Genomic DNA, 26,543 nt, shown 5'->3' with positions numbered 1-26,543 from the left:
GGGCCGGCGCCGCCCGTCATGACCTCAGGACAACGGCACCGTTCGACCGGGTCTCGGGCGGTTTCAGCGGGGCGTTGCACAGGCCGCAGCGGTCACCGATGAGTTCGTTGCCGCACCAGGCGCACACCTCTCTGCGCACCGAGGAGACCAGCTGGTAGATCAGCGAGATATCGGGCAGGAAGGCGGCGAATTCGATCAGTTTCGACGTGCCCCACCAGCCGGGTGACTCCTCGGGCAGCGCGGCCTCGTGGACCGCCTGCACCTGCCAGCCGGGGGCGAGGGTTCCCGTCACCCACTCCGACTGGGACTGCCCCCGGGCGAAGAGGAGGTGCGTGGCGAACCCGGGACCGGCGAGTTCGCCCGTACCGACCCTGATCAGCTGGGGTTCCGGGTTGGCCAGCACGCCGAACTGCGAGCCGGGGACCCAGGACTTGGCGTGCGCCTTGAGAGTGACCGGGACCCGGTCGAGCCTGGTCACCGAGTTGAGCAGCGCCCCGGCGTGGATGTAGTGGGAGAGGAGCCGGGCGGCCGAGGCGATCACGCCCGCGCTGAAGTCGCACACGGACAACTGGCGTAACTGGCGTACGAGTACGGCCACGCCCAGCGGGGGCAGCGGCGATCTGAGCAGCGCGATCCGGTCGCTCTCCAGGACGGAGCGAATGGTGTGCAGGCGGCGCTCGTGCGCGGCGGGGATGCCGGCCGGGTAGACGGCGATGACATAGCCGTGCTGCTCCAGGAGGATCTGCATGTCGCCGATCGCCTGGTCGAGGGGCTGTTCGCCGGGGGCGCGCAGGACGACGGCGGGGGGTGTCTGCTGGTCCTGCGGGGGCAGCACGAGGCCGGGGCCGGTCACTGCTATTGCTGTCGGCACGCCGTTCCCCGTTCACCTCGGGCCGCCGCGTACCGCCGGCCGTAATCGCTCCTGCCGGGTGCTTCCGGCTCGGATGCTCCCGCCTGAGCACTTTATCCACGTACGGCAGGGCAGAGAACACCTTCAAGAAGTCCGTACGGCACGGCTGATGAAGTCTTCTCGGGGCGTCGGCGCGGCAAACCGTTCCCAGTGGACGGGTGTTGGTTTGCGCACGGTACGGCGGTTCCGGCGGGGTTCGCTCGCGCCCGCCGGGCGGCCCGGTCAGGACCGGTCGCTGCCAGAGGTCTTGACAACTTGATTGGTCTGGACCAGTTTATCGCCCAGCGGTGGCCACCGTTCCTCGATTCCACACCCCCGACACCCCCGTGTCGCCCCCCGCCATCCCCGACTCCTCCCGGAGGCAGCAAGTGGATCGTTCCCCCGCACCGAGCCGCAGAAGACGCCGTACCCGCCCGGTACTCGGCTCCGCCATGGCGGTCGTCGCCGCCGGCGCGCTGACCCTGACCGGGCTCGTCACCAGCGCCGAGGCCGCCGACGTCAACGTCGCCAAGAACGCCGGCTTCGAGTCGGGCCTCTCCAACTGGACGTGTACCGGCAACTCCGGCACCACCGTCTCCTCCCCCGTGCACAGCGGCACCTCGGCCCTCCAGGCGACCCCGGCCGGCCAGGACAACGCCAAGTGCTCGCAGACCGTGGCCGTCAAGCCCAACTCGACGTACCAGCTCAGCTCCTGGGTCCAGGGCGGATACGCCTACCTGGGCGCCAGCGGCACAGGCACCACCGACGTGTCGACCTGGTCCCCCGGCTCCAGCAGCTGGACCCAGCTCAGCACCTCCTTCACGACCGGCCCGAACACCACGTCGGTCACCGTGTACACGCACGGCTGGTACGGGCAGGCCGCCTACCTCGCCGACGACGTCTCGGTCACCGGCCCGGACGGCGGCGGCGGCACCGACGAGCCCGGCCCGTCGATCCCCGGGGCCCCCGCCGGGCTCGCGGTCGGCTCGACCACCTCGTCCTCCATCGCCCTGTCCTGGAGCGCGGTGTCCGGCGCGACCGGCTACACCGTCTACAAGGACGGCGTGAAGGCCACCACCTCCACCGGCACCTCGGCGACCGTCACCGGTCTCTCCGCCGACACGGCGTACCAGTTCGCGGTGACCGCCACCAACGCGGCCGGTGAGTCCGTCAAGTCCGCCGCGGTCAGCGGCCGTACGGCCACCTCCGGGACGGGCAACCCGAACCCCGGCACCTCCGTGCCCAAGCACGCGGTCACCGGCTACTGGCAGAACTTCAACAACGGCGCGGCCGTCCAGAAGCTCAGCGACGTGCCCGCGAACTACGACATCATCGCGGTCTCCTTCGCCGACGCCACGGCCACACCCGGCGCCGTCACGTTCAACCTGGACTCGGCGGGCCTGAACGGCTACACCGTCGACCAGTTCAAGGCCGACATCAAGGCGAAGCAGGCGGCCGGCAAGAACGTCATCATCTCGGTCGGCGGCGAGAAGGGCTCGGTCTCGGTCAACAGCGACGCGTCCGCGGCCAACTTCGCCGACTCGCTCTACTCGCTGATCCAGGAGTACGGCTTCAACGGCGTCGACATCGACCTGGAGAACGGCCTCAACTCCACGTACATGACGAAGGCACTGCGTTCGCTGTCGCAGAAGGCGGGCTCCGGCCTCGTCATCACGATGGCCCCGCAGACCATCGACATGCAGTCCACCGCGGGCGAGTACTTCAAGACGGCGCTCAACATCAAGGACATCCTGACCGTCGTCAACATGCAGTACTACAACAGCGGTTCGATGCTCGGCTGCGACGGCAAGGTCTACTCGCAGGGCTCGGTGGACTTCCTCACCGCGCTCGCCTGCATCCAGCTCGAAGGCGGCCTCGACCCGTCGCAGGTCGGCCTCGGTGTCCCCGCCTCCACCAGCGGCGCGGGCAGCGGCTACGTCTCCCCGTCGGTCGTGAACGCGGCCCTGGACTGCCTGGCCAAGGGCACCAGCTGCGGCACCTTCAAGCCGTCGAAGACGTACCCCGGTGTGCGCGGCGCGATGACCTGGTCGACCAACTGGGACGCCTCGTCCGGCAACGCCTGGTCGAACGCGGTCGCCCCGCACGTCCACGGGCTGCCGTAACCACCACCTGTCACCCCTGCCGGCCCGCGGCCGGCAGCACCGACCAGCAGCGCCGCCGCTCCCCCGGCGGCGCTGCTGCGTTCCGGGCGGGGTGCGCGCGGGCAGCTTCGATACCGGTAACGCAACAGTCCTGTACGCGTGTTGCCCAACCGCATGGATGTCCGCGCCCGCGCGTGGCACCGTTGGGGGGCGCGGTGCTGGGGGCGACGGGGGGAGTGACATGGCCGGGGCGCGGATCGATGCGCTGGGCGGCGACGACCCGGTGACGCTCGGGCCCTACCGGCTGCTGGGGCGTCTGGCGTCCGGGGGCATGGGCCGGATCTATCTGGCCCGCGGCGGCGGCCGCGGCCTGGTCGCCGTGAAGACGCTACTGGCCGAGGGCCGGGTCGGCGAGACCGACCGGCGGCGCTTCGCCCGCGAGGTGGCGCTCGCACAGCGGGTGGACAGCGCGTTCACGGCGCGCGTACGGGACGCCGACCCGGACGCCCGGTGGCCCTGGATGGCCATCGACTACATCGCGGCGCCCCCGCTCTCCGAACTGGTGCGCTGCTGCGGGGTGCTGCCGGCCTCGGCCGTACGGTGGATCGCGGCCGGCACCGCGCAGGCCCTGGTCACCCTGCACGAGGCGGGGATCGTCCACCGCGACGTCAAGCCGCAGAACGTGCTGCTGCCGCTGGACGGGCCCCGGGTCATCGACTTCGGCATCTCGCACGCCAGCGACCTCACCCTCACCAACCTCACGCTCGGCACGATCGCCTTCACCTCGCCCGAGCAGGCGCGCGGCGAGGAGTCCACGGCCGCGTCCGACGTGTACTCGCTGGGCGCCACGCTGTTCCTGCTCGCGACCGGCCGCCCGCCCTACCGCACCGACGGCGACACCCTGCGCCTGCTGGCCCGTGTGCAGCGCTGCCAGCTCGACCTGGCGGGCCTGCCGAAGGAGCTCGTCCAGACGATCCGGCCCTGCCTGGCCGTCCAGCCGCGCCACCGGCCGGCCCCCGCCGAGCTGCTGGCCCGCTTCCGCCGGCAGCAGGCCGGACTGCCGACGACGACGAGCGGCACCCGCTGGCTGCCGCCGCGCTGGACGGGACTGATCGACGCGTACGCCGCCCAGGGGCGCGAGTGGGCCGGTGGCCGCTCCACGGACCCGGCGGGCGCCGCCCCGACCCTCGTCCAGCGCACCCGGCCCGCCGCGCAGCCGCCCCCGACGCTCGTCCACTCACCGGAGCGGCGGGCGAGGGCCGCGCGCGACCGCACCCGCCGCGAGATGGCCGCCCTCGCCGAACTGGCCGCGCGCCAGCGCGCCGAGCAGGCCGAACGCGAGGAGGCGGAGCGCGAGCAGGCCGAACTCCTCGCCCAGCGGCAGGCGGAGCGGGACGAGCGGGAGCGCGCCGAGGCGGCCCGCCGGGAGGCCGAGCGCGCCGAACGGGCCCGCGCCGCCCAGGAACGGGCGGACCGGGAGCGCGCCGAACGGGAGCGCGTGGAGCGCGAACGGGCCGAGCGGGAGCGCGCCGCCGCCCTGCGACGTGCCGAGCAGGAGCGAGCCGCACGCCGGCAGGCCGCGCGCGCCCGGACCGCCTCGCCCGCCTCTCCCGTCCCGCCGGGCCCCGGCGCCCCGTCACCGCGCACCGGCTCACCGGCCGCCGCCTCGGCCCTGGGCTGGCTGCTCGTGGTGGCCGCCGTGATCGCGCTGGTGGCGTGGCAGCCCTGGGAGAAGGCGGGCGGCGGCTCGGCGTCCGGCAGCGCCGCGTCCGGCTCCGTCACCTCCGGCAGCGATCTCGACACCCACGGGGACGACAAGGCGGGAGCCGCCCCGGACACCGACACCGACACCGACTCCGACTCCGACAACAGCGACGCGGACACGGACACGGCCACCGAGGAGCCGACGCCGACCCCCACGCGTCGTCCCACGTCCCCGGCGCCGAAGCCGACCCCGAAGCCGAAACCCACCATGGACGCCACCGACCGGGCCTTCGCCGCCGTGCACGCCGGGGACTGCCTCAACGTGTACAACGACGGGTACGACAACATGAGCGCGAGCCGCCCGATCCGGGTGAGTTGCGGCGCCTCGAACGCGTACATGCACGTCAGCCGGGTCAGCACCCGCTCCGGCGCGTCCAGTTCCTGCGACACCGGGGCGGGCTTCACCTGGTGGAGCAGGACGGGCGACGACGGGGTCGTGCGCACGCTGTGCCTGGACCGGGTGTACCGGGCGGGCCAGTGCTTCCCCGCGAAGGTCAACGGGGCCACCAACGCCGATCTGACGGTGGTGTGGAGCTGCGACGCGTCCAAGGTGCCGAAGGCGGGCCAGTCGATCCTGCGGATCACCGGCTTCTACCGGGCCCCGAAGGCGGGCCAGAACTGGACCTGCCCTTCGGGGCCCGGCGAACGCTTCTGGTACTGGCAGGTGAACCAGGGCCGCAGCATCATCTGCGCCTCGGCCGCGTGAGCCGTACGCGTACGGTCAGATCACCAGGCTGAGGAGCGCGGCGACCGCGAAACCGGCGACGGACAGCACGGTCTCCAGAACGGTCCAGGACTTCAGGGTGTCGCGTTCGGAGATGCCGAAGTACTTGGACACCATCCAGAAGCCGCCGTCGTTGACGTGCGAGGCGATGATGGAGCCCGCCGAGATCGCCATGATGATCAGCGCGAGGTGCGGCTGCGAGAAGTCCTGGTTCTCCACGAGCGGGACCACGATGCCGGCGGTCGTCACGATGGCGACGGTCGCCGAGCCCTGGGCGATGCGCAGCACGGCCGAGATCAGCCAGGCGAGCAGGATGACGGGCAGCCCGACGTCGTTGAAGGTGTCGGCGAGCGCGTCCGCGATGCCGCTGCCCTTGAGCACGGCGCCGAAGATGCCTCCCGCGCCGACGACCAGCAGGATGTTGCCGACCGGCTTCAGGGACGAGGTGGACACCGACTCCAGGGACTTGCGGGACCAGCCGCGCCGGATGCCCAGCAGGTAGTACGCGAGCAGCAGCGCGATCGTCAGGGCGACGAACGGGTTGCCGAAGAACTCGATGACCGAGCGGAGTGTCGAGGGGTCGAGCGCGATGGAGGAGAACGTGGCGGCGAGGATCAGCACCAGCGGGGTGCCGATGATGGCCAGCACGGTGGAGAGCGCGACCGGTGCCTCGTGCGGGGTGACCCCGGCGGCCCGCTGCTCGGCGACGACGGCCGCCTTCGCCTCCTCGGCGGCCTCGACCATGTCCTGCGGCACGTCCACGAAGATCCGCTTCCCGATCCAGGCGGCGTAACCCCAGGCGGCGAGGACGGACGGGATGCCGACGAGGGCGCCCATCAGGATGACCCAGCCGAGCGAGACGTGGAAGAGCCCGGCGGCGGCGACCGGGCCGGGGTGCGGCGGCAGGAACGCGTGGGTCATGGACAGACCGGCGAGCAGCGGCATCGAGTACAGCAGAATCGATTTTCCGGACCTCTTGGCGGCGGCGTAGACGATCGGGGCGAGGACGAAGATGCCGACGTCGAAGAAGACCGGGATGCCGAAGATCAGACCGGTCAGGCCCATCGCGAGGGGGGCGCGCTTCTCACCGAAGAGGCGCAGCAGCCGGGCGCTGAGCACCTCGGCCCCGCCGGAGACCTCCAGGATCGCGCCGAGCATCGTGCCGAGGCCGATGATGATCGCGACATGGCCGAGGATGCCGCCCATGCCGGATTCGATGACGGAGACGGCGGCGGACTTCTGCACCGTGCCAAAGAGTTCGGTGACCGAGAGGCCCGCGCCCAGGCCGACGGCTATGGACACCGCGAGGAGCGCGACGAACGGCTGGAGCCTGACCTTGATGATCAGGTAGAGGAGGAGCGCGATCCCGAGAACGGCGACGGTCAGCAGACCGGCCGTCCCGTCGATCAGGAGGAGGAGTCCACCGGTGTGGGGTGGCGTCTCGGGCGGGGTGGGGCCTGCGGCGAGCTGCATGGGTAACTCCGTTGTCGTCCATGGTTCTGGGGCAGGGGGGATCGCGGCACGGCGCCGTTGACCTGTGCGGCGCCGTGCCGGGCGGGGTGGGGGTTACGGGGATGGCTCAGCCCAGGACGGCGAGGGCGTCGATCTCGATGAGCAGGCCCTTGGGCAGGCCGACGTAGACCGTGGTGCGCGCGGCGGGGGCCTGCTTGAGGTCCTGCTCGGCGAAGTACGTGTTGTAGATCTCGTTCATCTCGGCGAAGTGGTCCACGTCCGTGAGGTAGACGCGCATCATCATCACGTCGTCCCAGCTCGCGCCGCCCTCCTCCAGGATCGCCTTGACGTTGGCGAAGGTCTGGAGGGTCTGCTCACGCAGGGTGGGCCCGGCCGGGGTGGGAGCCTGGCCCGCCACGGCGGGCAGGAAGCCGACCTGGCCGGCGACCTGGAGGATGTTGCCCTTGCGCACGCCGTGCGAGAACTTCGCCGGCGGGGTGGTGTGGGTGCTCGGGGTGAGGGCGGTCTTGGCGGTCTTGGCGGTCATCGCTGATCAGGCCTTCTTGGGTCGGTTGCTGCCGGAGTACTCCCGGCTGATGGTGTCGGCGGTGCGCCGGACCAGGGGGAGCAGGGTGAGGAGTTCCTCGGCCGTGACGACCACGTTCGGCGCGGAGACCGACATCGCGGCGACGACGCGCCCGTCCGCGCCGCGGATCGGGGCGCCGACGCAGTTGATGGACTCCTCGTGGCCGCCGAGGTCGGTGGCCCAGCCCTGTTCGCGTACGGTGGCCAGTTCCTTGAGGAACGCGGCGGCGCCGGGCGTCGAACGGGACGTGTACATGGGGTAGTCGAGCTTGTCGGCGATGGAGCGCCGCTCGGCCTCGCTCAGGTCGGCGAGCAGCAGTTTGGCCACGGCGGCGACGGTGATCGCGACGGGCTTGCCGATCCGGGAGTACATGCGGACCGGGTAGCGGCTCTCGACCTTGTCGATGTAGAGGACCTCGTTCTCCTCGTACACGGCGAGGTGGACGGTGTGCCCGCAGTTCTCGTTGAGTTCGACCAGGTGCGGGTGGGCGATCTCGCGTACGTCGAGGTTCTCGACGGCCTCCTGGGCCAGCGCGAACAGGCGGGCGCCGAGGCGGTAGCGCTGGTCCTGCTGCCGGTAGACGAGGCCGTGTTCGTGGAGCGTACGGAGCAGGCGCAGTGCGGTGGACTTGTGGACGCCGAGCCGCTCGGCGACCTGTCCGAGGTCGGCGGGTCCCTGGGCGAGGAGCGGCAGGATGCTGAGCGCCCGGTCGACGGTCTGGCTCACGCGCGTGCCTCGCTGTCCTCGGCCCGGCCTTCGCCGGTGACGCCCCTCTTGTCGGATCGCTCGCTGAGCTCGCTCATGTCGTACGTACCTCCGTGTCGTCCCCCGTCCAGCCGGGGCCGAGACGCAGTCTCCCCCAGGCGTCGTCGTCCAGGGCCGCGAGGTGGTCGGCCCGGTCGCGGGCGGGCGGTTCGGTGAGGTCGCCGGGAACGGTGAGCACGGCGGCGGCCATCAGGTGCCCGTGGCGGGCGCGGTCGCGGACCGGGAGTCCGCGAAGGGTGGCGGACAGGAACCCGGCGGCGAAGGCGTCGCCGGCGCCCACCGGGGCAACGACGTCCACGCGGAGCGCGGGAACGTCGGTGACGGTGTCGGGGCCGCTGCGCGGGGCCTCTCCCCGCCCCGCCCCTTCCCGAACCGGGGGCGTTGCCCCCGGACCCCCAGTCCTCAAACGCCGGACGGGCTGAAAATCAGCCCCGCCGGCGTCCGAGGCGCGGGGTCCGGGGCGGAGCCCCGGTTCATGGGAGAACACCGTGACGCCGTCGGCCCCCCGCTTCACCACGACCACCCCCGGCTCCGGCAGCGCCTCACGGATCGCCTCGGCGCCCACGACCCCCCACGCCGACTCCGCCTCGTCCTCTCCCACGAACACCACATCCGCCCGCCGCGCCAGATCGAGCAGCACCGCGGGGGACTCCCCCCGCCACAGCCCCGGCCGGTAGTTCACGTCGAACGAGATCAGGGGCCGCCCCCGACGCGGAGCGGTCAGCTCGTGGAGCAGCGCCAGGCAGTCGGCGGACAGCGCGGCCGTGATGCCGGACAGGTGCAGGATCCGCCCGGCGGGCAGCTTGTCGGGCGGCACGGTGGAGGGCGACATCGCGGAGGCCGCGGACCCGGCCCGGTAGTACGCCACCTCGTGGACATCCGTGGCGCGGTCCGTCGCCGTACGGAAGTAGATGCCGGTGGGCCGGTGCGGATCGCGCCGCACGGCGGAGGTGTCGACGCCGTACGCGCCGATCGCCTCGACCAGGTGGTCGCCGAATCCGTCCGCCCCGACCCGGCTCACCCAGGCCGATCGGTGCCCGGCCGCGGCGAGCGCGCAGGCCACATTGGACTCCGCGCCGCCGATCCCCCGGGCGAAGGACGGCACGTCGGCGAGGCGTCCGGGCCGCGAGGGCAGGAACGTCACCATGGACTCACCGAGGCACACGACGTCGGCGGTCGTGGCGTCGGTACGGGTCCTGGGCGTGGTTCCGGACACGCGGGGCTCCTCAGGGGTCGGGCGGCAACGCCGGCACTCACCATTGACCGGGCGTCGGCTCGGATGTTAGACAGCCCTGAGCGATATACGCAATGGGTGTTGCATATGTTGCAATCGCATCGCTGACCGGACCCGGACCGAGGAGACCTCATGGCCGCCGCGCCCCACGTGACCGCTCTCGCCGACGAACCGGTCGACCACCGGTTCAAGGGGCTCCCGCCGGACGCGGCGGGCCTGACGGTCGGCGCGCTGGCCGCCGAGCGCCGCAACCTCTTCGACGGCGGGTTCACCACCCCCGTGCTCGCCCTGTCCGCCGAGTCCGTGGAGCACAACCTCGCGCTCCTGGAGACGTACGCCGAGCGCCACGGCCTCGCGTTCGCCCCGCACGGCAAGACGTCGATGTCCCCGCAGCTGTTCGCCCGCCAGCTCCAGCACGGCGCGTGGGGCATCACGGCGGCCGTTCCCCACCAGGCCCGCGTCTACCGGGCGTTCGGAATCGGGCGGATCTTCCTCGCCAACGAGCTGGTGGACGCCGCCGCGCTGCGCTGGCTCGCGGGCGAGCTGGACGCCGACCCGGACTTCGCGTTCGTCTGTTACGTCGACTCCGTGCGCGGGGTGGAGCTGATGGACGAGGCCCTGCGCGCGGCGGGCGCCTCCCGCCCCGTCGACGTCGTGGTGGAGCTGGGCGCGGGCGAGGGCGCCCGCACCGGGGCCAGGACGGAGGCGGACTGCGCCGCCGTGGCCGACGCGGTGGCCGGGGCGGCGGCCCTGCGCCTGGTGGGCGTGGCGGGGTACGAGGGTGAGGTGCCGCAGGCCTCCGGCGAGCGGGTGCGGGACTGGCTGCGCCGGCTCGTCGCGCTGGCCGCCGGCTTCGACGCGGAGGGGCGTTTCGCCGGGCTCGGGGCCGGGGAGCCGATCGTGGTCAGCGCGGGCGGCAGCGCGTGGTTCGACGCGGTGGCGGAGGTGTTCGCCGAGATCCCCGGGCTCTCCGCCCCCGTACTCAAGCTGCTGCGCTCGGGGGCGTACGTCTCGCACGACGACGGGCACTACCGCCACCTCACGCCCTTCAACCGGGTCCCCGAGGAGGGCGCGCTCCGGCCGGCGTTCCGGCTGTGGGCGCAGGTCGTGTCGCGCCCGACCGCCGAGCAGGCGTTCCTCAACGCGGGCAAGCGGGACGCGGCGTACGACCTGGACCTGCCCGAGGCGCAGGTCGTGCGCTCCGCGCGGGACGGGTCGGTGCGGGCGGCCGAGGGGATCACGGTCAGCGGCCTGTCGGACCAGCACGCGTGGGTGCGGACCGGGCCGGACGCCCGGCTGGAGGTCGGGGACTGGGTGGGGATGGGCCTGTCCCACCCGTGCACGAGCTTCGACAAATGGCAGCTGATCCCGCTCGTGGAGGCGGACGGCACGGTCACCGACTTCGTCCGCACCTTCTTCTGAGCCGGGCTCCGCTCCGCGAAAGGCACCCCTCCCCCATGGACCTCGTCATCCGCGACGCCCGCGTCATCGACGGCACCGCCACCCCCTCCTACCGTGCCGACGTGGCCGTCACCGACGGCCGCGTCGCGGAGATCCACCGCGAGGACTCCCCCGGCCCCCGCCCCACCGCCGCCCGCACCCTGGACGCCGACGGCCTGGCCCTGTCCCCCGGCTTCATCGACATGCACGCCCACAGCGACCTGGCGCTGCTGCGGGACCCCGACCACAGCGCGAAGGCCGCCCAGGGCGTCACGCTGGAGGTCCTCGGCCAGGACGGCCTGTCGTACGCGCCCGTGGACGACCGCACGCTCGCCGAGGTCCGCCGCTCCATCGCCGGGTGGAACGGCTACGGCGACGACATCGACTTCGACTGGCGCACCGTCGGCGGCTACCTCGACCGGCTCGACCGCAACTTCGGCGGACAGGGCATCGCGGTCAACGCCGCCTACCTCGTCCCGCAGGGCACGGTGCGGATGCACGCGGTCGGCTGGGAGGACCGGCCCGCCACCGACGCCGAGCTGGCCCGGATGCGCGGGCTCGTGGACCAGGGCATGCGCGAGGGCGCCGTCGGCATGTCGTCGGGGCTCACCTACACCCCCGGCATGTACGCGGACGACGCCGAACTCACCGCGCTGTGCCGGGTGGTGGCCGCGCACGGCGGCTACTACTGCCCGCACCACCGCTCCTACGGCGCCGGCGCGCTGGAGGCGTACGAGGAGATGGTGCGGCTCACCCGCGACGCGGGCTGTTCCCTGCACCTGGCCCACGCGACCATGAACTTCGGGGTCAACGAGGGCCGCGCCCCGGAACTGCTCGCCCTCCTGGACGACGCGCTCGACGCGGGCGCCGACATCTCGCTCGACACCTACCCGTACACCCCCGGCTGCACGACCCTCGTCGCGATGCTGCCCAGCTGGGCGGGCGAGGGCGGCCCGGAATCGGTCCTGGCCCGGCTGGCCGACGACGCCACGGCCGCGCGCATCCGCCACGACCTGGAGGTCACCGGCTCGGACGGCTGCCACGGGGTGCCGATCGAGTGGGACACCATCGAGATCTCCGGGGCCGGCGCGCCCGCGCTCGCCGCGTACGTCGGCCGTACGGTGGCCGAGTCGGCGCGGCTGCGCGGCGAGGAGCCCTGGGTGACCGCGCGCCGGCTGCTGGTGGAGGACCGGCTCGGGACGACGATCCTCCAGCACGTGGGCCACGAGGAGAACGTCCGGCGGATCATGCGCCACCGCGTCCACACCGGAGGCAGTGACGGCATCCTCCAGGGGGACAAGCCGCACCCTCGCGCGTACGGCACCTTTCCCCACTACCTGGGTCACTACGCACGGGAGCTGGGCATCCTCTCGCTGGAGGAGTGCGTCGCCCACCTCACCTCGCGCCCGGCGGCCCGGCTGCGGCTGCCCGACCGGGGGTACGTGCGCGAGGGCCACCGCGCCGACCTGGTCCTCTTCGACCCGGAGACGGTGGCGGCGGGCTCGACGTTCGAGGAGCCCCGCGCCCTGCCCTCCGGCATCCCGCACGTGCTGATCGACGGCCGCTTCGTGATCGAGGACAGCAGGCGTACGCAGGTACTCGCGGGCCGGTCGGTGCGCGGAGCAGGCCGGAGGGCGGGCTGACCCACGGGGCCGCCCGACGCCGGGAGGCGCCCGGCGGGGCGCTTCACATCGTGTTGACGATGAGTCCGATGTGGGTGAAGTAGTTGAGCCCGCCGAAGAACAGGAACGCCAGCCCGGCAAGCGCCCAGACGACACCGATGACAGGGGTCATCCAGGTCCGGGGGCGACGCAGCACGAACGGGAAGAGGAGGGCGCCGATGCCGACGAGGACGTACAGCCCGGACATGAAGCTCGCCTCCAGCATCGGCATGTCGGCGAACTCGCCGGAGATGGGCTCCTCGGGGGGCGCGGCGAAGAGGGTGTACTTCCAGCCGGCCGCGGCGATCCCGAAGCAGGCGAGCCCGAGGCCGAAGACGAAGACCGAGATGGGTCCGGCGATCCGGGCCACCCGGTCAACGCGGTCCGCGTCGCCGACGACGGCTCCCTGTTTCCAGAGGTAGAAGCTTGCGGCGAGGAGGAAGACGCCGAAGGCCAGGGCCGGTTCACCGAAGATGATGTTGTCGAAGGGGAAGCCCTGTCCGGCCAGCGGCCAGGTCAGGGTCATGTGCAGACCCGTGGTGACGAGGGTGAAGCCGATCGCCCCGAACGCCAGGGCCCAGCCCTCGGGGGTGATGGTGCGCCGGGGACGGAGGAGCTGGTATCCGAGCGCGACCACCAGCAGGAGTCCGGCGCCCGCGGCGACGGACATGATCGTGTTGTACGTCGGCATCTTGGTCCAGTCGATCTTCAGACCGGACGCCGCCAGGGGAAGGGCATGGCTGATCATGCGCGGAGCCTATAGCCGCATTTCGACCATATCGCCCATTGAGTAGGTCGCTTGAGCTGTACGGGTCACCCACGTCACCGCACCACCCCCCGGGGCGGAGCACTCCTGCGCCCCGGGGAGAACGGCCCGGCCGTCACGGCCCGTACGTCACGGCTTGGGCAGGGTGCACCCCGCACGGTCCAGGTCGAAGACGTTGCCGGCGCCGATGCACGCGGCGATGCCGTAGGTCTCCTGGGCGTAGTTGATGCCCTGGCGCACCGTCACCTGCCCGTTCTCGTCGACCTCGCACGGGTTGTTGTCCGTGCACTGCTGGCCGTCCTCGTTGCCCGTGTTGTTGACGGCGACCACCTTGCCGGTGGCGTCGTCGATCACCGGGGAGCCGGAGGTGCCGCCGATGGTCTGGCAGGCGGAGGTGTAGCGGACGGAGTCCTTCCAGGTCCATCCGCCTTCCTTGAGCCGGTAGACGAACCCGTCGACGTTGCAGCTGTAGGTGCGCTTCCAGTACCCGGACACGACGGTGATCGCGCTGCCCTGGACCGGGTGCGCGGTGTTCAGCTCCAGCGCCTTGATGCCGTACGTGCTCTCGATCTGGGCGTACGTGGAGGTGAGCTGGTACACCGATATGTCGGTGTCCGTCATCGTGCCGTACGCGATCTTGCTCGCCCGGACCGTGCCGATACCGCTGCCCGAGGCGTTGAGCAGGGTGAAGCTGCGGCTGGAGGAACGGTTCACCAGGACCGTGCCGGGGGCCGGGAAGCCGGTCTCCAGGCAGTGCCCGTTGGAGAGCACGAGGGCCGGGTCGTCGGGCTGCGAGTCCGGCGTGCGGACGACCGAGCCCGAGCAGTTGCTGAGCGCCACGGTCCCGGCGAAGCCGATGGCCTTGGGCCGGACCGCCTCGGTCCGGAGCGTGGTGTGACCGGCCGGGGCTGCTGCCTCGACCGTGCCGATCGGTGCCGCCGCGTGGCTTGTCGCCGCGGTCGCGGGGGCGATACCGGCTCCGAGGAGCAGCACCGCGAAGAGCGCACCGACGAGAGGCTTTTGCATGTGGGGGTCCCCTCTTGTGACCTGAACAGAGCGTGACAGGCCTCTGCCACCGAAATTTCTTCGGTTTTGACATGCGCATGTTGGCGCATGGGGAGGGGGTGCACAAGGGGCGGGTTCCGGACGCGTGTTCAGGTCACCAGGCCCTGGCGGTACGCGTAGACGACGGCCTGGACGCGGTCGCGCAGCCCGAGCTTGGCGAGAATGCGGGAGACGAACGTCTTCACGGTCTCCTGGCTGATCAGGAGCGCCCCCGCGATCTCGCTGTTGGAGAAGCCGTCCGCGATCAGGCGCAGCACCTCCAGCTCGCGCGGGGTCAGCGGGAGGTCGGAAGAGGTGGACCCGGTGGGACGGATGCGGGCGGCGTACCGGCCGACCAGCTTGCGCGTCACCTCGGGGTCGATCAGCGCCTGGCCCGTGTGCACGGTCCGGATGCCGTGCAGCAGCTGGGCGGGCGGGGCGTCCTTGAGCAGGAACCCGCTCGCCCCGGCACGCAGCGCCTCGTACACGTACTCGTCCAGGTTGAAGGTGGTCACCACCAGCACCTTGGCGGGCCGCTCCACGCCCGCCCCGGCCAGCAGGCGCGTCGCCTCGATGCCGTCCAGCACCGGCATGCGGATGTCCATCACCACGACGTCCGGGCGCAGCCGGCCCGCCATCTCGACGGCGGTCCGGCCGTCCCCGCACTCGCCCGCCACCTCCAGGTCCGGCTGGGCGTCGATGATCGTGGCGAGGCCGGTGCGGACGAGGATCTGGTCGTCGCAGACGAGGACCCGGACCGGTGCGGTCACGACGCGCTCCCCGAGGGTATGCGGGCGCGCACGACGAAGCCGCCGTCCGCGGCGGGCTCCGCGCTGAAGTCGCCGCCCAGGACGCCGACCCGCTCGCTCAGCCCGGCCAGCCCACGCCCGCTGCCCTTGGGGACCTCGGCCCGCCTGCCGGAGCCGTCCGTACCGACCTCCACGGTGATCTCTCTTCCGCCGTGCCGCACGAGCACCGAAGTCCGGCTGCCGTGGGCGTACTTGAGCGCGTTCGTCAGCGCTTCCTGCACCACACGGTAGGCCACCAGATCGGCGCTTCCGGTGGACTCGGCGGGGGTGCCGTGCTCGGTGAACTCCACGCTCTGCCCGGCCCGCCGGGTCTGTTCGACGAGGGTGTGGATACGGCCGACGGCCGGCTTCCTGGCCTCCGCGCCGTGGCCCGGGTCGAGCAGGTCGAGCAGGTGGCGCAGGTCGTTGATGGCCCGGCGGCCGGTGTCGGTGACGGTGCTCAGGGTGTGGTCGAGCCGGTCGGGCACGGCGGTCAGATAGCGGGCCGCCTCGGCCTGCACGACCATCGCCGTCACGTGGTGGGTCACGATGTCGTGCAACTCGCGCGCGATGCGGGCACGTTCGGCGGCACGGGTGTCGTCGGCGAGCCGGCGGCGGCGTTCCGCCTCGGCGGACCGGGTGGCGCGCAGCCACGTCCCGGCACCCCAGGCGAAGGCCAGCACCAGGTAGAACGTCAGGAACTCGTCCACCGGTTCGGTGCCGTACCGGTACAGAAAGACCGCCAGCGGCACGTACGCGACGGTCAGGACGAGCGCGGTGACGCGCCGGTGGCGGTCCAGATGGGCACCCGCGCTCAGCATGGTGATGAGCAGCCCGGTGCCGGCGACCAGGTGGTAGCCGCCGAACTGGTCGACGGCGAAGCCCATCGAGACCAGGGCCAGGCAGACCGTCGGCCACCTGCGCCGCAGGGCGAGCGGCAGGCTCTCCAGCACGGCGGCCAGCACGCCCAGCGCGTCGAACGGACGCTCCGCCACGCCACCGAGCTGCGTCCCGTGCTGGTGAAAGGCGGGGATGAGCGACATGGCGAACAGCAGCAGCCCGAACGGCAGATCGCGGACGGTGACATCGAGCCGCTGCCACCACGCCGGCCGGCGGACGGCGGTGTCGAACCGCCGCCACCCGGCCGGCACGCTCCGAAGACTGATCACCGGGAAACTGTAGTGGCGGCACCGGTCAGGTCGGTACGCCGGCCTCCGCGGGGCACCAGATTGCCGCGCCGGCGCGCCAGCCACAGGAACGCGAGCGTCAGCAGGACCCCGAACAGCACGGCGTACACGCTCGCTTCGGGGCCGAAGTCCCCGCCGGTGACGAGCGTGGAGCCGGAGGCCACCGAGTCCAGGATGCCCTGCGGGGTGTCGTTGCCCGAGACCTCGGTACTGAAGATGCCGGCCGCGGCGAAGTTCCACCCGAAGTGCACCCCGATGGGCACCCACAGGCTGCGGGTGGCGGCGTACGCGGCGGCGAGCATGCCGCCCGCCTCGATCGCGATGGCGATGGCGCCCCACAGGTTCGCGGCCGGGTTGGCCAGGTGCATCAGACCGAACAGCACCCCGGTCAGCGTCAGCGCGATCACGGTTCCGGCGCGCTCCTCGACGATCCGGAACAGCACGCCCCGGAACACCACTTCCTCGGTGACGGCGGCAGCGGCCATGAAGCCGACGAGCCCCACCGCACCCGACACCGAGCCCAGGCCGTTCACCTCGTAGTCCCCGAGCAGGGCGATGTTCGCGATGACCGCCGTGAACAGCACCAGCCCGATCAGCGTCCCGCGCCGCAGCCCCCTCGCCGCCCCCTCGCGGGCCAGCTCGGTGACCGCACGCCGTTCGGTACGCCCCACCACCCACCGGTAGACGAGGAGGGCGAGCACCCCGGTCACGAGGCCGAGGCCGAGCGTGAGCCACGGGTTCCCGTCCACCGCGCTGACGCACTGGCCGCCGATCGCCCAGACCGCCACAACGGCGAGGAGCTGCCAGACCACTCTCATGAGAATCCCTTCGACGCGTCCGCGGCGGCCTGCCGCGGCTCCGTCCGAACGCTACGGACGGGGCGCGCCGAAATCGTCACCGCTGAGTGGACACCTGCGCGTAGCTCGCACGGGGGACAACGCGCGGATCCACCGGCTCGGGGCCTCGCCCCGTACCGCTATCCGGCCTTCTCCGTCAGGGCCGCCGCCTCCCGCGACAGCCGTACGGCCTGCCGCAGGCTCAGCCCCGGCTCGGCGGTCCGCAGCGCCTTGACCGCCGCCACGGAGTCGAGGGGCCCCTCGTGGCCGGCCGCCCTGATCCGGCGCCCGGCCCAGCCGCCGCGCAGCTCCGCGTCCGGCACCCCGCTCTGCGCGACGGCCAGCCCGAGGGCCCTTTGGAGCCCGGGGCGTTCCGCGTCGCCCGCCCGCTCCAGCGCCTCCCGGAGCGCGGCGGCGACGGCGTCCGCGTCACGCACCACGATCACGGCCATGTCCTGCTTCCCGTTTCCGATCATGTGCCGAGCGTGCCCCGTCCGCCCGCGTTCCTCACGGGTGTTGAGCAACTTCTGAGGTACCCGGCCGGCTTCCGCCCGCCCGGCGGGCGGAGGGTGCGGCGGGCGGCCGCCGCTGCGTACGGTCGCGGCATGACTCGTGACGCCGCCCACGTACTCGACCTCGACGCCTACCTCGCCCGGATCGGCTGGAACGGGGAGCGCCGGCCCACCGCGGCCGTGCTGCGTGGCGTGCACCGCGCGCACGCGCTGGGTATCCCCTTCGAGAATCTGGACCCGGTCCTGGGCGTCGTGCCCTCGCTCGCGCTGCCCGATCTGGAGGCCAAGATCGTGCGCGGCGGGCGCGGGGGCTACTGCTACGAGCAGAACACCCTGCTCGCCGCCGCGCTGAGGGCGCTCGGCTTCGAGGTCACGCTGCTCGCCGCCCGGGTGGTGCTGGGCGCGGCCCCCGGCGACATCCGGCCCCGCACCCACATGCTGATGGAGGTCCGGGTGCCGGGCGAGCCCACCCCGTATCTCGCCGATGTCGGCTTCGGCTCGGCCGGCTCGCTGCTGGAGCCGATCGCGCTGGCCCCGGGAGCGGAGCTGCACGACGCCCCGCGCCACCACCGGCTCGTCCGGCCGGAGCACGACGGGCCGCTGGAGCTGTGGGAGCTGGTGGCCCGTACCCGGGACGGCGGGTGGGAACGGCAGTACGCGTTCACGAGGGAGCCCTTCGAGGCGCCCGACTTCGAGGTCGTCAACTGGCACATCGCGACCAACCCACGCTCGCCCTTCGAGCACCTGCTGTACGTGCGGCGCACCACCGAGGACGCGCATCTGGCCCTGTCCGGCCGCACCCTGCTGGTGACGCCGCACGGCGGCGGCGCCCCGGAGGAACGGGAGCTGGCGGACCCCGACGAGGTGGCGCGGGTACTGGCGGAGCTCTTCACGATCCGGCTCCCGCAGGGCGCCCGCCTTCCGGAGTAGGGCCTGTCGTCACCGCGCCGTGGCGCATCTCACCCGCCGCGCCACGTCACAGTCCCCGGCCACCCCATTCCAAGCCCGGCCCCTCCCGCGACCGGCGTTCCGACGGCGCGGGGAGGCGGGCGCATGGCGATGAAAGCCGGGGACGGCGTGCGCGGCTACCCGGGCGGGCCAACCGGCGGCGGAAGGCCGGGCGGCCCGTGAAACACAGTCGTAAGCTCGCTGACATGCAGGTCATCCAGTCCACGAAGCTCGCCAACGTCTGTTACGAAATCCGCGGCCCCGTGCTGGAGGAGGCGATGCGGCTGGAGGCAGCCGGGCACCGCATCCTCAAGCTCAACACCGGCAACCCCGCCGCGTTCGGTTTCGAGTGCCCGCCGGAGATCCTTGAGGACATCCTGCGCAACCTCTCCGGGGCGCACGGCTACGGCGACGCGAAGGGGCTGCTGTCCGCGCGGCGGGCGGTGATGCAGCACTACCAGACCAAGGGCATCGACCTCGACGTCGAGGACGTCTACCTGGGCAACGGCGTCTCCGAGCTGATCCAGATGTCGATGCAGGCACTGCTCGACGACGGCGACGAGGTGCTGGTCCCGGCCCCGGACTACCCGCTGTGGACGGCCTCGGTCGCCCTGGCCGGCGGCACGGCCGTGCACTACCGCTGCGACGAGCAGGCGGACTGGATGCCCGACCTCGCCGACATCGAGCGGAAGATCACCGACCGCACCAAGGCGATGGTGATCATCAACCCGAACAACCCGACGGGTGCGGTGTACGACGACGAGATGCTGCGCGGGCTGACGGAGATCGCCCGCCGCCACAACCTGATCGTCTGCTCCGACGAGATCTACGACCGCATCCTCTACGACGGCGCCACCCACACCCCCACCGCGACGATCGCCCCCGACCTGATGGTGCTCACCTTCAACGGGCTGTCGAAGAACTACCGGGTGGCCGGTTACCGCTCCGGCTGGATGGCCGTCTGCGGCCCGAAGGCGCACGCCACCTCGTACATCGAGGGGCTGACGATCCTGGCCAATATGCGGCTGTGCGCCAACATGCCCTCGCAGCACGCCGTCGCCACCGCGCTCGGCGGCCGGCAGTCGATCAACGAGCTGGTGCTGCCGGGCGGCCGCATCCTGGAGCAGCGCGACACGGCGTACGAGCTGCTGACCCAGATCCCGGGCGTGACCTGCGTGAAGCCGAAGGGGGCGCTGTACCTCTTCCCCCGGCTCGACCCCAAGGTCTACAAGATCAAGGACGACCGGCAGATGGTCCTGGACCTGTTGCGGGCCGAGAAGATCATGGTGGTGCAGGGGACGGGGTTCAACTGGCCGGACCCGGACCACTTCCGCGTGGTGACGCTGCCCTCGGTCGAGGACCTGACGGACGCGATCGGCCGGATCGCCCACTTCCTGGACGGTTACAGCCAGGTGTGACAGGCCGCGAGCGGCCGCCCGCCACCCCTTCCTCGATGATGGACAACTTTAGACTGATTCCAAGCTAGGATGGTCCCCACAGCGACACCAGGAGGCCATCCATGTACGAACCGATCCGCACCAAATCGGTCCACACACCGGCCGACCGTGCCGGCGACTTCCCGCACCGCACCCGCGAGGAGGAGCTGGACATCCAGCTCGCCGGATACCTGGCCGCCCTGCTCGCGGTCACCGACGAGCTCGGCCTCGACGCGGCGGCCGACCGCATCGCCGAGCAGGTCGCCCGGCTGCGCGGCGCCCCGCCCGCCCGGCACGCCGGCCTGAGCGACGCGCCCGCCACCGCCCTCCACCGCCGCGCCCACGCCCTCGCGGGCCGGGCCCTGGTGGTGGCGGCCTCCCGCGCCGACACAGCGGTGGCGATCCTCTCGGCCGAGCGCATGGACGCCCACACCGAGGCGCTCCCGCCCACGACCGGCACCGAGCGGCCCGCCGCCACCCGCACGCGGCTGGCCGCCGCCCACTGACGGCCCCGGGCCACGCGCCGTCGCGACGCGCGGCCCGGGTGCCACCTCTCCGGGCCCCGGCCGACGGGTCACAACCCCGACGCGGTCGCCGGCGCGGCGGTCGACAGGAAGGTCACGTCACCGATCTCGCACTCGGGCAGTCCCAGCACCGGAACCGGCCCGGTGACCTGCCTGGACGCCGTGGCGCCCACCGCCAGGTCCGCCACGACCGCGGTGCTGTGCCCCGCCGCCGCCTCCCGCGCGCTCCCCGCCCCCGCGTTCTTCACGCTCCCGGCCGTCAGGTCCCGGAAGACGAGGGGCACGGTGTAGGTCCCGCGCCGCGTCGCCCGGCTCGTCACCCGCACCTCGGCCATCGGGCGCCCGGTCGTCGCGTCGAGCCGGCAGGAGGAGACGGTGACGTCGTCGGACGGGAAGCGCATGTCCTCGTGGTTCTTCCCGTACACGTAGGAGAAGCCCACGAGCATGAGCAGGGCGAGCACCACCAGCGCGCCGGTCGCCACGATCAGCGCCAACGCCCAGCCGGGCATCGGCCGCCCCGGGAAAAGCGGCGGGCCGGACTCCGACGTGTTGGGATACGGCGGATACGTCATGCCGCTCACTCCCCCCGCTCCGCTCCCCGCGCGCACCGATGGCGCGACCCGCCAACCGTAGGGCCGGGCCGGCCACGCCCACGGCTCCGGACGGTCACAACACGACTACGAACGGGCGGAGTCGGGTACGCCGACGGCCCCCGCCGCCCGGATCGCTCCGGGTGGCGGGGGCCGTCATCGTGCGTACGGAAGGCGCTCAGCCCAGGCGCTGGACCAGGGCGCGGTACTCGTCCCACAGCTCCTTCGGCGTGTGGTCGCCGAAGGTGTTGAGGTGCTCGGGGACCAGGGCCGCCTCCTCGCGCCAGACCTCCTTGTCGACCTTGAGCAGGAAGTCGAGGTCGGCCTCGGAGAGGTCCAGGCCCTCGGTGTCGAGGGAACCCTCGGCGGGCAGGATGCCGATCGGGGTCTCGACGCCCTCCGCCTTGCCCTCCAGCCGCTCGACGATCCACTTCAGGACGCGGCTGTTCTCGCCGAAGCCGGGCCAGACGAACTTGCCCGCGTCGTTCTTGCGGAACCAGTTCACGTAGTAGATCTTCGGCAGCTTCGACTGGTCCGGCTTGTCCGCGCCGACCTTGAGCCAGTGGTTCATGTAGTCGCCCATGTTGTAGCCGCAGAACGGCAGCATGGCGAACGGGTCGCGGCGCAGCTCGCCGACCTTGCCCTCGGCGGCGGCGGTCTTCTCGGAGGCGACGTTGGCTCCGAGGAAGACACCGTGCTGCCAGTTGAAGGACTCGGTGACCAGCGGGACGGCGGAGGCGCGGCGGCCGCCGAAGAGGATGGCCGAGATCGGCACGCCCTTCGGGTCCTCCCACTCGGGCGCGATGATCGGGCACTGCCCGGCCGGAACGGTGAAGCGGGCGTTGGGGTGGGCGGCGGGCGTGTCGGACGCGGGGGTCCAGTCGTTGCCCTTCCAGTCCGTGAGGTGCGCGGGCGGCTCCTCGGTCATGCCCTCCCACCAGACGTCGCCGTCGTCGGTGAGCGCGACGTTGGTGAAGACGGAGTTGCCCCACATCGTTTTCATGGCGTTGGCGTTGGTGTGCTCGCCGGTGCCGGGCGCGACGCCGAAGAAGCCGGCCTCGGGGTTGATCGCGTACAGCCGGCCGTCCTCGCCGAACCGCATCCACGCGATGTCGTCCCCGATGGTCTCCACGGTCCAGCCGGAGATGGTGGGCTCCAGCATGGCGAGGTTCGTCTTGCCGCAGGCGCTCGGGAACGCGGCCGCCACGTACTTCGACTCACCGCGCGGCGGCGTGAGCTTCAGGATCAGCATGTGCTCGGCGAGCCAGCCCTCGTCGCGCGCCATGACCGAGGCGATGCGCAGCGCGTAGCACTTCTTGCCGAGCAGGGCGTTGCCGCCGTAGCCGGAGCCGTAGGACCAGATCTCGCGGTCCTCGGGGAAGTGCGAGATGTACTTGGTGGAGTTGCACGGCCACGGAACGTCCTCCTGGCCCTCGGCCAGGGGCGCGCCCAGGGTGTGGACGGCCTTCACGAAGAAGCCGTCCGCCCCGAGCTCGTCGAGCACCGGCTGCCCCATGCGCGTCATGGTGCGCATCGAGACGGCGACGTACGCGGAGTCGGTGATCTCGACGCCGATCGCGGAGAGCGGGGAGCCGAGCGGGCCCATGCAGAAGGGCACGACGTACATGGTCCGGCCGCGCATCGAGCCGCGGAAGACGCCCTGTTCGCCCACGAAGATGTCCCGCATCTCGGCGGGGTCCTTCCAGTGGTTGGTCGGGCCGGCGTCCTCCTCCTTCTCGGAGCAGATGAACGTCCGGGTCTCCACGCGGGCGACGTCGCTCGGGTCGGAGGCCGCGTAGTAGGAGTTCGGGCGTTTGATCTCGTCGAGTTCGGTGAACGTGCCCTTGGCCACGAGCTCCCCGCACAGGCGCTCGTACTCGGCCTCGGAACCGTCGCACCAGACCACGCGGTCCGGTTCGGTGAGTGCTGCGATCTCATCCACCCAGGAGACGAGCTCCTGGTGGCTGGTGGGAACAGTGAGGGGAGCCGCGATGTCGCGCGCCACGATCGCTCCTTGGTGAGGGTGTCTTCTGTTTGGTGCTCTGGTGCCCCGTGGGGGCCGCGACCCGGATGCGTATACCCCTTCGAATTCCCCTGGCGCTCATCCGGTGCCGACCGCACTCATTTGATCATCCGGCCGTTTTGCCCATATGTCCAGAGGGCCGCCCACGTGAGCATCGACACTCGGTTCCGGCCCGTATCCCGTACCTACGGTGGCGTAGGTACGATGCGGGAATGACTGCCGCAGCCGCCGCACGCGACTCCACCGGAGCGCGCCCGGCCACCCCCGCCGACGCCCCGCTCAAACCGAAGATGCGCGGCTGGCTGCACGCCGGGATGTTCCCGGCCGTGGTCGTCGCCGGCGCCGTGCTCATCGCCCTCTCGGACAGCACCCGGGGCCGGATAGCCTGCGCGATCTACATCCTGACGGCGTGCCTGCTCTTCGGCGTGAGCGCGGTCTACCACCGCGGCACGTGGGGTCCGCGCGGCGAAGCCGTACTGCGCCGGCTCGACCACGCGAACATCTTCCTGATCATCGCGGGCACCTACACCCCGCTCACCCTGCTCCTCCTGCCGAAGTCCACCGGCACCCCGCTCCTGTGGGCGGTCTGGGCGGCTGCGGTCGCGGGCATAGCCTTCCGGGTGTTCTGGGTCGGCGCCCCGCGCTGGCTCTACACGCCCTGCTACATCGCGATGGGCTGGGCGGCGGTCTTCTTCCTGCCGGACTTCATGCGGACCGGCGGGATCGCGGTGCTGGTGCTGGTCGTCGTCGGCGGGGTCCTCTACAGCGTGGGCGGCGTCATCTACGGCATCAAGCGGCCGAACCCGTCACCGCGCTGGTTCGGCTTCCACGAGGTCTTCCACTCGCTGACCCTGGCGGCCTTCGTCGTGCACTACGTCGGCATCTCCCTGGTGGCGTACAACCACAGCTGAACCTCCCCCTCCTGGACAAGGGCCGCGGCTTCCGAGCCGCGGCCCTTTCGCGTGCGCCCGGCGGAGCACCCCTCTTTGACATCGGCCATCTTTTGAGAGTTACTGTCACTTGACTGAACACATCACTTGACTGAATGCATCACTTGACGGCAACTATCAAAGGAGTGGGCCGTGAACCGACGCTGGTGGGCCCTGGGCGCGCTCGTGGCGAGCATGCTCGTCCTCGGCTTCGACATGACGATCCTCAACGTGGCGCTGCCGACGATGGCCCGCGATCTCGGCGCCACCACGGGCGAACAGCAGTGGATGGCCGACTCCTACGTCGTCGTGTTCGCCGCCCTGATGCTCCCGGCGGGCCTGCTGGGCGACAGGTTCGGCCGCCGCCGGATGCTCATCACCGGCCTCGGTGTCTTCCTGGCCGGCTCGCTCGTCGGCGTCCTCGCCACCGGGGTGCCCGCCGTCGTGGCCGCCCGCTGCGTGATGGGCGTCGGCGGCGCGCTCGTCATGCCGCTCGCCCTCGCCGTCCTGCCCTCGCTCTTCGGCGAACCACGGGACCGGATCAAGGCCGTCGGCATCGTCTCGGCCGCTTCCGCGCTCGGCATGCCGCTCGGTCCGATCCTCGGCGGCTGGCTGCTCGACCACTTCTGGTGGGGCTCGATCTTCCTGGTCAACATACCGATGGTCGGGATCGGGATCGCCGCCTGCGTGTTCCTGCTCCCCGAGACCCGCGACCCCGCGGCACCCGGGGTCGACGCCGTCTCCACCGCGCTGACCGCGGCCGGCCTCGGCACCCTGATCTACGCGATCATCGAGGCGCCCGGCCGCGGCTGGGGCGACCCGCTGGTGCTCGCCGCCCTGGCCGGCGGCGCGGTCCTGCTCGCCGCCCTCGTCGTACGGGAACGCAAGGCGGTCCGCCCGATGCTCGACCTGACCCTGCTGCGGCAGCGGCCGTTCCTGCTGAGCGCGCTCGCCGCGACGCTGGTCATGTTCGTGATGGCCGGGCTCATGTTCATCCTCCCCGGCTACCTCCAGGCCGTACTGGGCCACGACGCCTTCGGCACCGGGCTGCGCATGCTGCCGATGATGGGCGGCCTGATCGTCGCCGCGAAGGCCGGCAGCCCGGTCACCGAGCGTTTCGGCGCCCGCGCCACCATGTCGGCCGGGCTCGTCGTGCTCGCCTTCGCCGCGCTGCTCGGCAGCCGTACGACCGTCGACAGCGGTTACGGCTTCACCGCGCTGTGGCTGTCCGTCGCCGGACTCGGCTTCGGCTTCGCGGTCGTGCCCGCCATGGACGCGGCGCTCGGCGCCCTGCCCGCCGACCGGGCCGGCAGCGGTTCCGGGCTGCTGATGACCGTGCGCCAGACGGGCAGCGCCCTCGGGATCGCCCTGCTGGGAAGCCTGCTGGCCGGCGCCTACTCCGCCCGGCTCGACACCGCGGGCCTCCCGGCAGCCGCCGCCGGCACAGCCGGGGACTCCGTCGTCGCCGCCCACGCCGTCGCCGCCCGGCTCGGCGCCCGGCACCTCGCGGACTCCGCCGACGCGGCGTACGTCCACGGCATGGGCCTGGTCCTGCTGGTCATCGCCGCGACGTCCCTGGTCGGCGCACTGCTCGTCGGGGCGTTCCTGACGACGGCGCCCAAGGGGCGGGCCCCGTCCCCGGACGTGGCCGCCGCCCCGGCCGATGCCTGACAATGGGGCCATGGCCGCCACCCCCCGCATCCCCGCCTTCACCGCACCCGAGACGCAGCCGATGGGGCTGCGCGAGCGCAAGAAGCTCAAGACCCGGGTCGCGATCCGGCAGGCCACGTACCGCCTCATCCAGGAGCAGGGGTACGAGGCGACGACGATCGAGCAGATCGCGGAGGCGGCCGAGGTCTCACCGAGCACCGTGTTCCGGTACTTCGCGACCAAGGAGGACATCGTCCTCACCGACGAGTACGACCCGGTCATGGAAGCCGTGCTCCGCAGCCGCCCGGCGGACGAACCCCCGCTGGTGTCCGTACGGCTGATGATGCGGGAGGCGCTGTCCTCGTTCCTCACCACCGACGACGAGGAGCTGCGCCAGCGCACCCGGCTGATGGTCGAGGTCCCCGCGATCCGCGCCCGGATGACGGAGACCATGTCGGACACGGCGAAGGTGCTCGCCCGGGTCCTCGCCGACCGCACCGGCCGCAGCGCGGACGACCTGGGCATCCGGGTGTTCATCGCGGCGGTCCTGGGCGCGCTGCGCGAGGTCACGCTGTACTGGGGCGAGCACAACCAGGAGGGCGACCTGCTGGCCATGATCAACGAGGCGATGGACGAGCTGGAGGGCGGCCTGCGCCTCTGACCGCGCGCCGGTCGGGCACCGCCGGGTCCGGC

At 72.0% G+C, this 26,543-nt stretch carries 23 protein-coding genes; 10 read left to right on the top strand and 13 right to left on the bottom strand.

Annotated features, from left to right (window positions below; translation table 11 throughout):
* Nucleotides 1-16: 16 nt before the first annotated feature.
* Complete coding sequence (locus P8A18_RS22155) at nt 17-853, bottom strand: hypothetical protein (protein ID WP_306061068.1); 837 nt, start codon at nt 851-853, stop codon at nt 17-19.
* Nucleotides 854-1,278: 425 nt separating this feature from the next.
* Between P8A18_RS22155 and P8A18_RS22150 the strand changes: the two genes are divergently transcribed.
* Complete coding sequence (locus P8A18_RS22150; protein WP_371933702.1) at nt 1,279-3,012, top strand: chitinase; 1,734 nt, start codon at nt 1,279-1,281, stop codon at nt 3,010-3,012.
* Between the two features lie 220 nt (nt 3,013-3,232).
* Nucleotides 3,233-5,461, top strand: a complete 2,229-nt coding sequence (locus P8A18_RS22145) for a serine/threonine protein kinase (protein WP_306056938.1) — start codon at nt 3,233-3,235, stop codon at nt 5,459-5,461.
* 15 nt (nt 5,462-5,476) lie between these two features.
* On the opposite strand, the gene P8A18_RS22140 is transcribed toward P8A18_RS22145, so the two are convergent.
* From P8A18_RS22140 to P8A18_RS22125, 4 genes are all read right to left on the bottom strand, one after another.
* Nucleotides 5,477-6,952, bottom strand: coding sequence for a GntP family permease (locus tag P8A18_RS22140; protein ID WP_306056936.1), 1,476 nt, complete (start codon nt 6,950-6,952; stop codon nt 5,477-5,479).
* 106 nt (nt 6,953-7,058) lie between these two features.
* Nucleotides 7,059-7,478, bottom strand: a complete 420-nt coding sequence (locus P8A18_RS22135) for a RidA family protein (protein WP_306056934.1) — start codon at nt 7,476-7,478, stop codon at nt 7,059-7,061.
* 6 nt (nt 7,479-7,484) lie between these two features.
* Nucleotides 7,485-8,243 carry an IclR family transcriptional regulator gene (locus P8A18_RS22130; protein WP_306056932.1) on the bottom strand — a complete coding sequence of 253 codons (759 nt, stop codon included), beginning with the start codon at nt 8,241-8,243 and terminating at the stop codon, nt 7,485-7,487.
* Nucleotides 8,244-8,316: 73 nt separating this feature from the next.
* Nucleotides 8,317-9,498 (bottom strand): sugar kinase, encoded by a 1,182-nt coding sequence (locus tag P8A18_RS22125; RefSeq protein ID WP_306056930.1) that lies wholly within the window; start codon nt 9,496-9,498, stop codon nt 8,317-8,319.
* Between the two features lie 150 nt (nt 9,499-9,648).
* Here P8A18_RS22125 and P8A18_RS22120 point away from each other — a divergent pair, with 150 nt between their 5' ends.
* Nucleotides 9,649-10,938 carry an alanine racemase gene (locus P8A18_RS22120; RefSeq protein ID WP_306056929.1) on the top strand — a complete coding sequence of 430 codons (1,290 nt, stop codon included), beginning with the start codon at nt 9,649-9,651 and terminating at the stop codon, nt 10,936-10,938.
* A gap of 35 nt (nt 10,939-10,973) precedes the next feature.
* A complete protein-coding gene (locus P8A18_RS22115) occupies nt 10,974-12,599 on the top strand; it encodes an N-acyl-D-amino-acid deacylase family protein (protein WP_306056927.1) in 1,626 nt (541 codons plus the stop codon).
* Between the two features lie 43 nt (nt 12,600-12,642).
* Here P8A18_RS22115 and P8A18_RS22110 read toward each other — a convergent pair whose 3' ends face one another.
* The 6 genes from P8A18_RS22110 to P8A18_RS22085 all read right to left on the bottom strand — a co-directional run bounded on the left by P8A18_RS22110 (nt 12,643) and on the right by P8A18_RS22085 (nt 17,714).
* Nucleotides 12,643-13,365: a DUF981 domain-containing protein gene (locus P8A18_RS22110; RefSeq protein ID WP_018550364.1), complete on the bottom strand. Its 723-nt coding sequence runs from the start codon at nt 13,363-13,365 to the stop codon at nt 12,643-12,645.
* A gap of 147 nt (nt 13,366-13,512) precedes the next feature.
* Entirely contained in the window at nt 13,513-14,409 is an 897-nt protein-coding gene (locus P8A18_RS22105) for a S1 family peptidase (protein WP_306056925.1), read from the bottom strand.
* Between the two features lie 128 nt (nt 14,410-14,537).
* Nucleotides 14,538-15,197: a response regulator gene (locus tag P8A18_RS22100; protein ID WP_306056923.1), complete on the bottom strand. Its 660-nt coding sequence runs from the start codon at nt 15,195-15,197 to the stop codon at nt 14,538-14,540.
* Entirely contained in the window at nt 15,194-16,366 is a 1,173-nt protein-coding gene (locus P8A18_RS22095; RefSeq protein WP_306061065.1) for a sensor histidine kinase, read from the bottom strand. The genes P8A18_RS22100 and P8A18_RS22095 overlap by 4 nt, the downstream gene beginning before the upstream one ends.
* Nucleotides 16,367-16,380: 14 nt before the next feature.
* Entirely contained in the window at nt 16,381-17,220 is an 840-nt protein-coding gene (locus P8A18_RS22090; RefSeq protein ID WP_306056921.1) for a CPBP family intramembrane glutamic endopeptidase, read from the bottom strand.
* 158 nt (nt 17,221-17,378) lie between these two features.
* Nucleotides 17,379-17,714, bottom strand: a complete 336-nt coding sequence (locus tag P8A18_RS22085; RefSeq protein ID WP_306056919.1) for a hypothetical protein — start codon at nt 17,712-17,714, stop codon at nt 17,379-17,381.
* A gap of 129 nt (nt 17,715-17,843) precedes the next feature.
* On the opposite strand from P8A18_RS22085, the gene P8A18_RS22080 reads away from it, so the two are divergent.
* The 3 genes from P8A18_RS22080 to P8A18_RS22070 all read left to right on the top strand — a co-directional run bounded on the left by P8A18_RS22080 (nt 17,844) and on the right by P8A18_RS22070 (nt 20,640).
* Nucleotides 17,844-18,680, top strand: coding sequence for an arylamine N-acetyltransferase family protein (locus P8A18_RS22080; protein WP_306056918.1), 837 nt, complete (start codon nt 17,844-17,846; stop codon nt 18,678-18,680).
* A gap of 224 nt (nt 18,681-18,904) precedes the next feature.
* Nucleotides 18,905-20,116 carry a pyridoxal phosphate-dependent aminotransferase gene (locus P8A18_RS22075; protein WP_306056916.1) on the top strand — a complete coding sequence of 404 codons (1,212 nt, stop codon included), beginning with the start codon at nt 18,905-18,907 and terminating at the stop codon, nt 20,114-20,116.
* A gap of 101 nt (nt 20,117-20,217) precedes the next feature.
* Nucleotides 20,218-20,640 carry an SCO4983 family protein gene (locus P8A18_RS22070; protein WP_306056914.1) on the top strand — a complete coding sequence of 141 codons (423 nt, stop codon included), beginning with the start codon at nt 20,218-20,220 and terminating at the stop codon, nt 20,638-20,640.
* A 68-nt stretch (nt 20,641-20,708) separates the two neighbouring features.
* On the opposite strand, the gene P8A18_RS22065 is transcribed toward P8A18_RS22070, so the two are convergent.
* Both P8A18_RS22065 and P8A18_RS22060 read right to left on the bottom strand, forming a co-directional pair.
* Nucleotides 20,709-21,230: a hypothetical protein gene (locus tag P8A18_RS22065; protein WP_306056913.1), complete on the bottom strand. Its 522-nt coding sequence runs from the start codon at nt 21,228-21,230 to the stop codon at nt 20,709-20,711.
* Nucleotides 21,231-21,426: 196 nt separating this feature from the next.
* The gene (locus P8A18_RS22060; RefSeq protein WP_018550373.1) at nt 21,427-23,253 is read right to left on the bottom strand and encodes a phosphoenolpyruvate carboxykinase (GTP); all 1,827 of its coding nucleotides are present in this window, start codon (nt 23,251-23,253) and stop codon (nt 21,427-21,429) included.
* Between the two features lie 230 nt (nt 23,254-23,483).
* Between P8A18_RS22060 and trhA the strand changes: the two genes are divergently transcribed.
* From trhA to P8A18_RS22045, 3 genes are all read left to right on the top strand, one after another.
* Nucleotides 23,484-24,182 (top strand): PAQR family membrane homeostasis protein TrhA, encoded by a 699-nt coding sequence (trhA, locus tag P8A18_RS22055; RefSeq protein ID WP_306056911.1) that lies wholly within the window; start codon nt 23,484-23,486, stop codon nt 24,180-24,182.
* Between the two features lie 213 nt (nt 24,183-24,395).
* Nucleotides 24,396-25,871 (top strand): MFS transporter, encoded by a 1,476-nt coding sequence (locus P8A18_RS22050; RefSeq protein ID WP_306061062.1) that lies wholly within the window; start codon nt 24,396-24,398, stop codon nt 25,869-25,871.
* Between the two features lie 10 nt (nt 25,872-25,881).
* Complete coding sequence (locus P8A18_RS22045) at nt 25,882-26,511, top strand: TetR/AcrR family transcriptional regulator (protein ID WP_306056909.1); 630 nt, start codon at nt 25,882-25,884, stop codon at nt 26,509-26,511.
* Nucleotides 26,512-26,543: the final 32 nt, after the last annotated feature.

The sequence above is a fragment of the Streptomyces sp. Mut1 genome, assembly GCF_030719295.1.
Taxonomy (GTDB): domain Bacteria; phylum Actinomycetota; class Actinomycetes; order Streptomycetales; family Streptomycetaceae; genus Streptomyces; species Streptomyces castrisilvae.
This window is presented reverse-complemented; position numbering and strand designations above follow the sequence as displayed.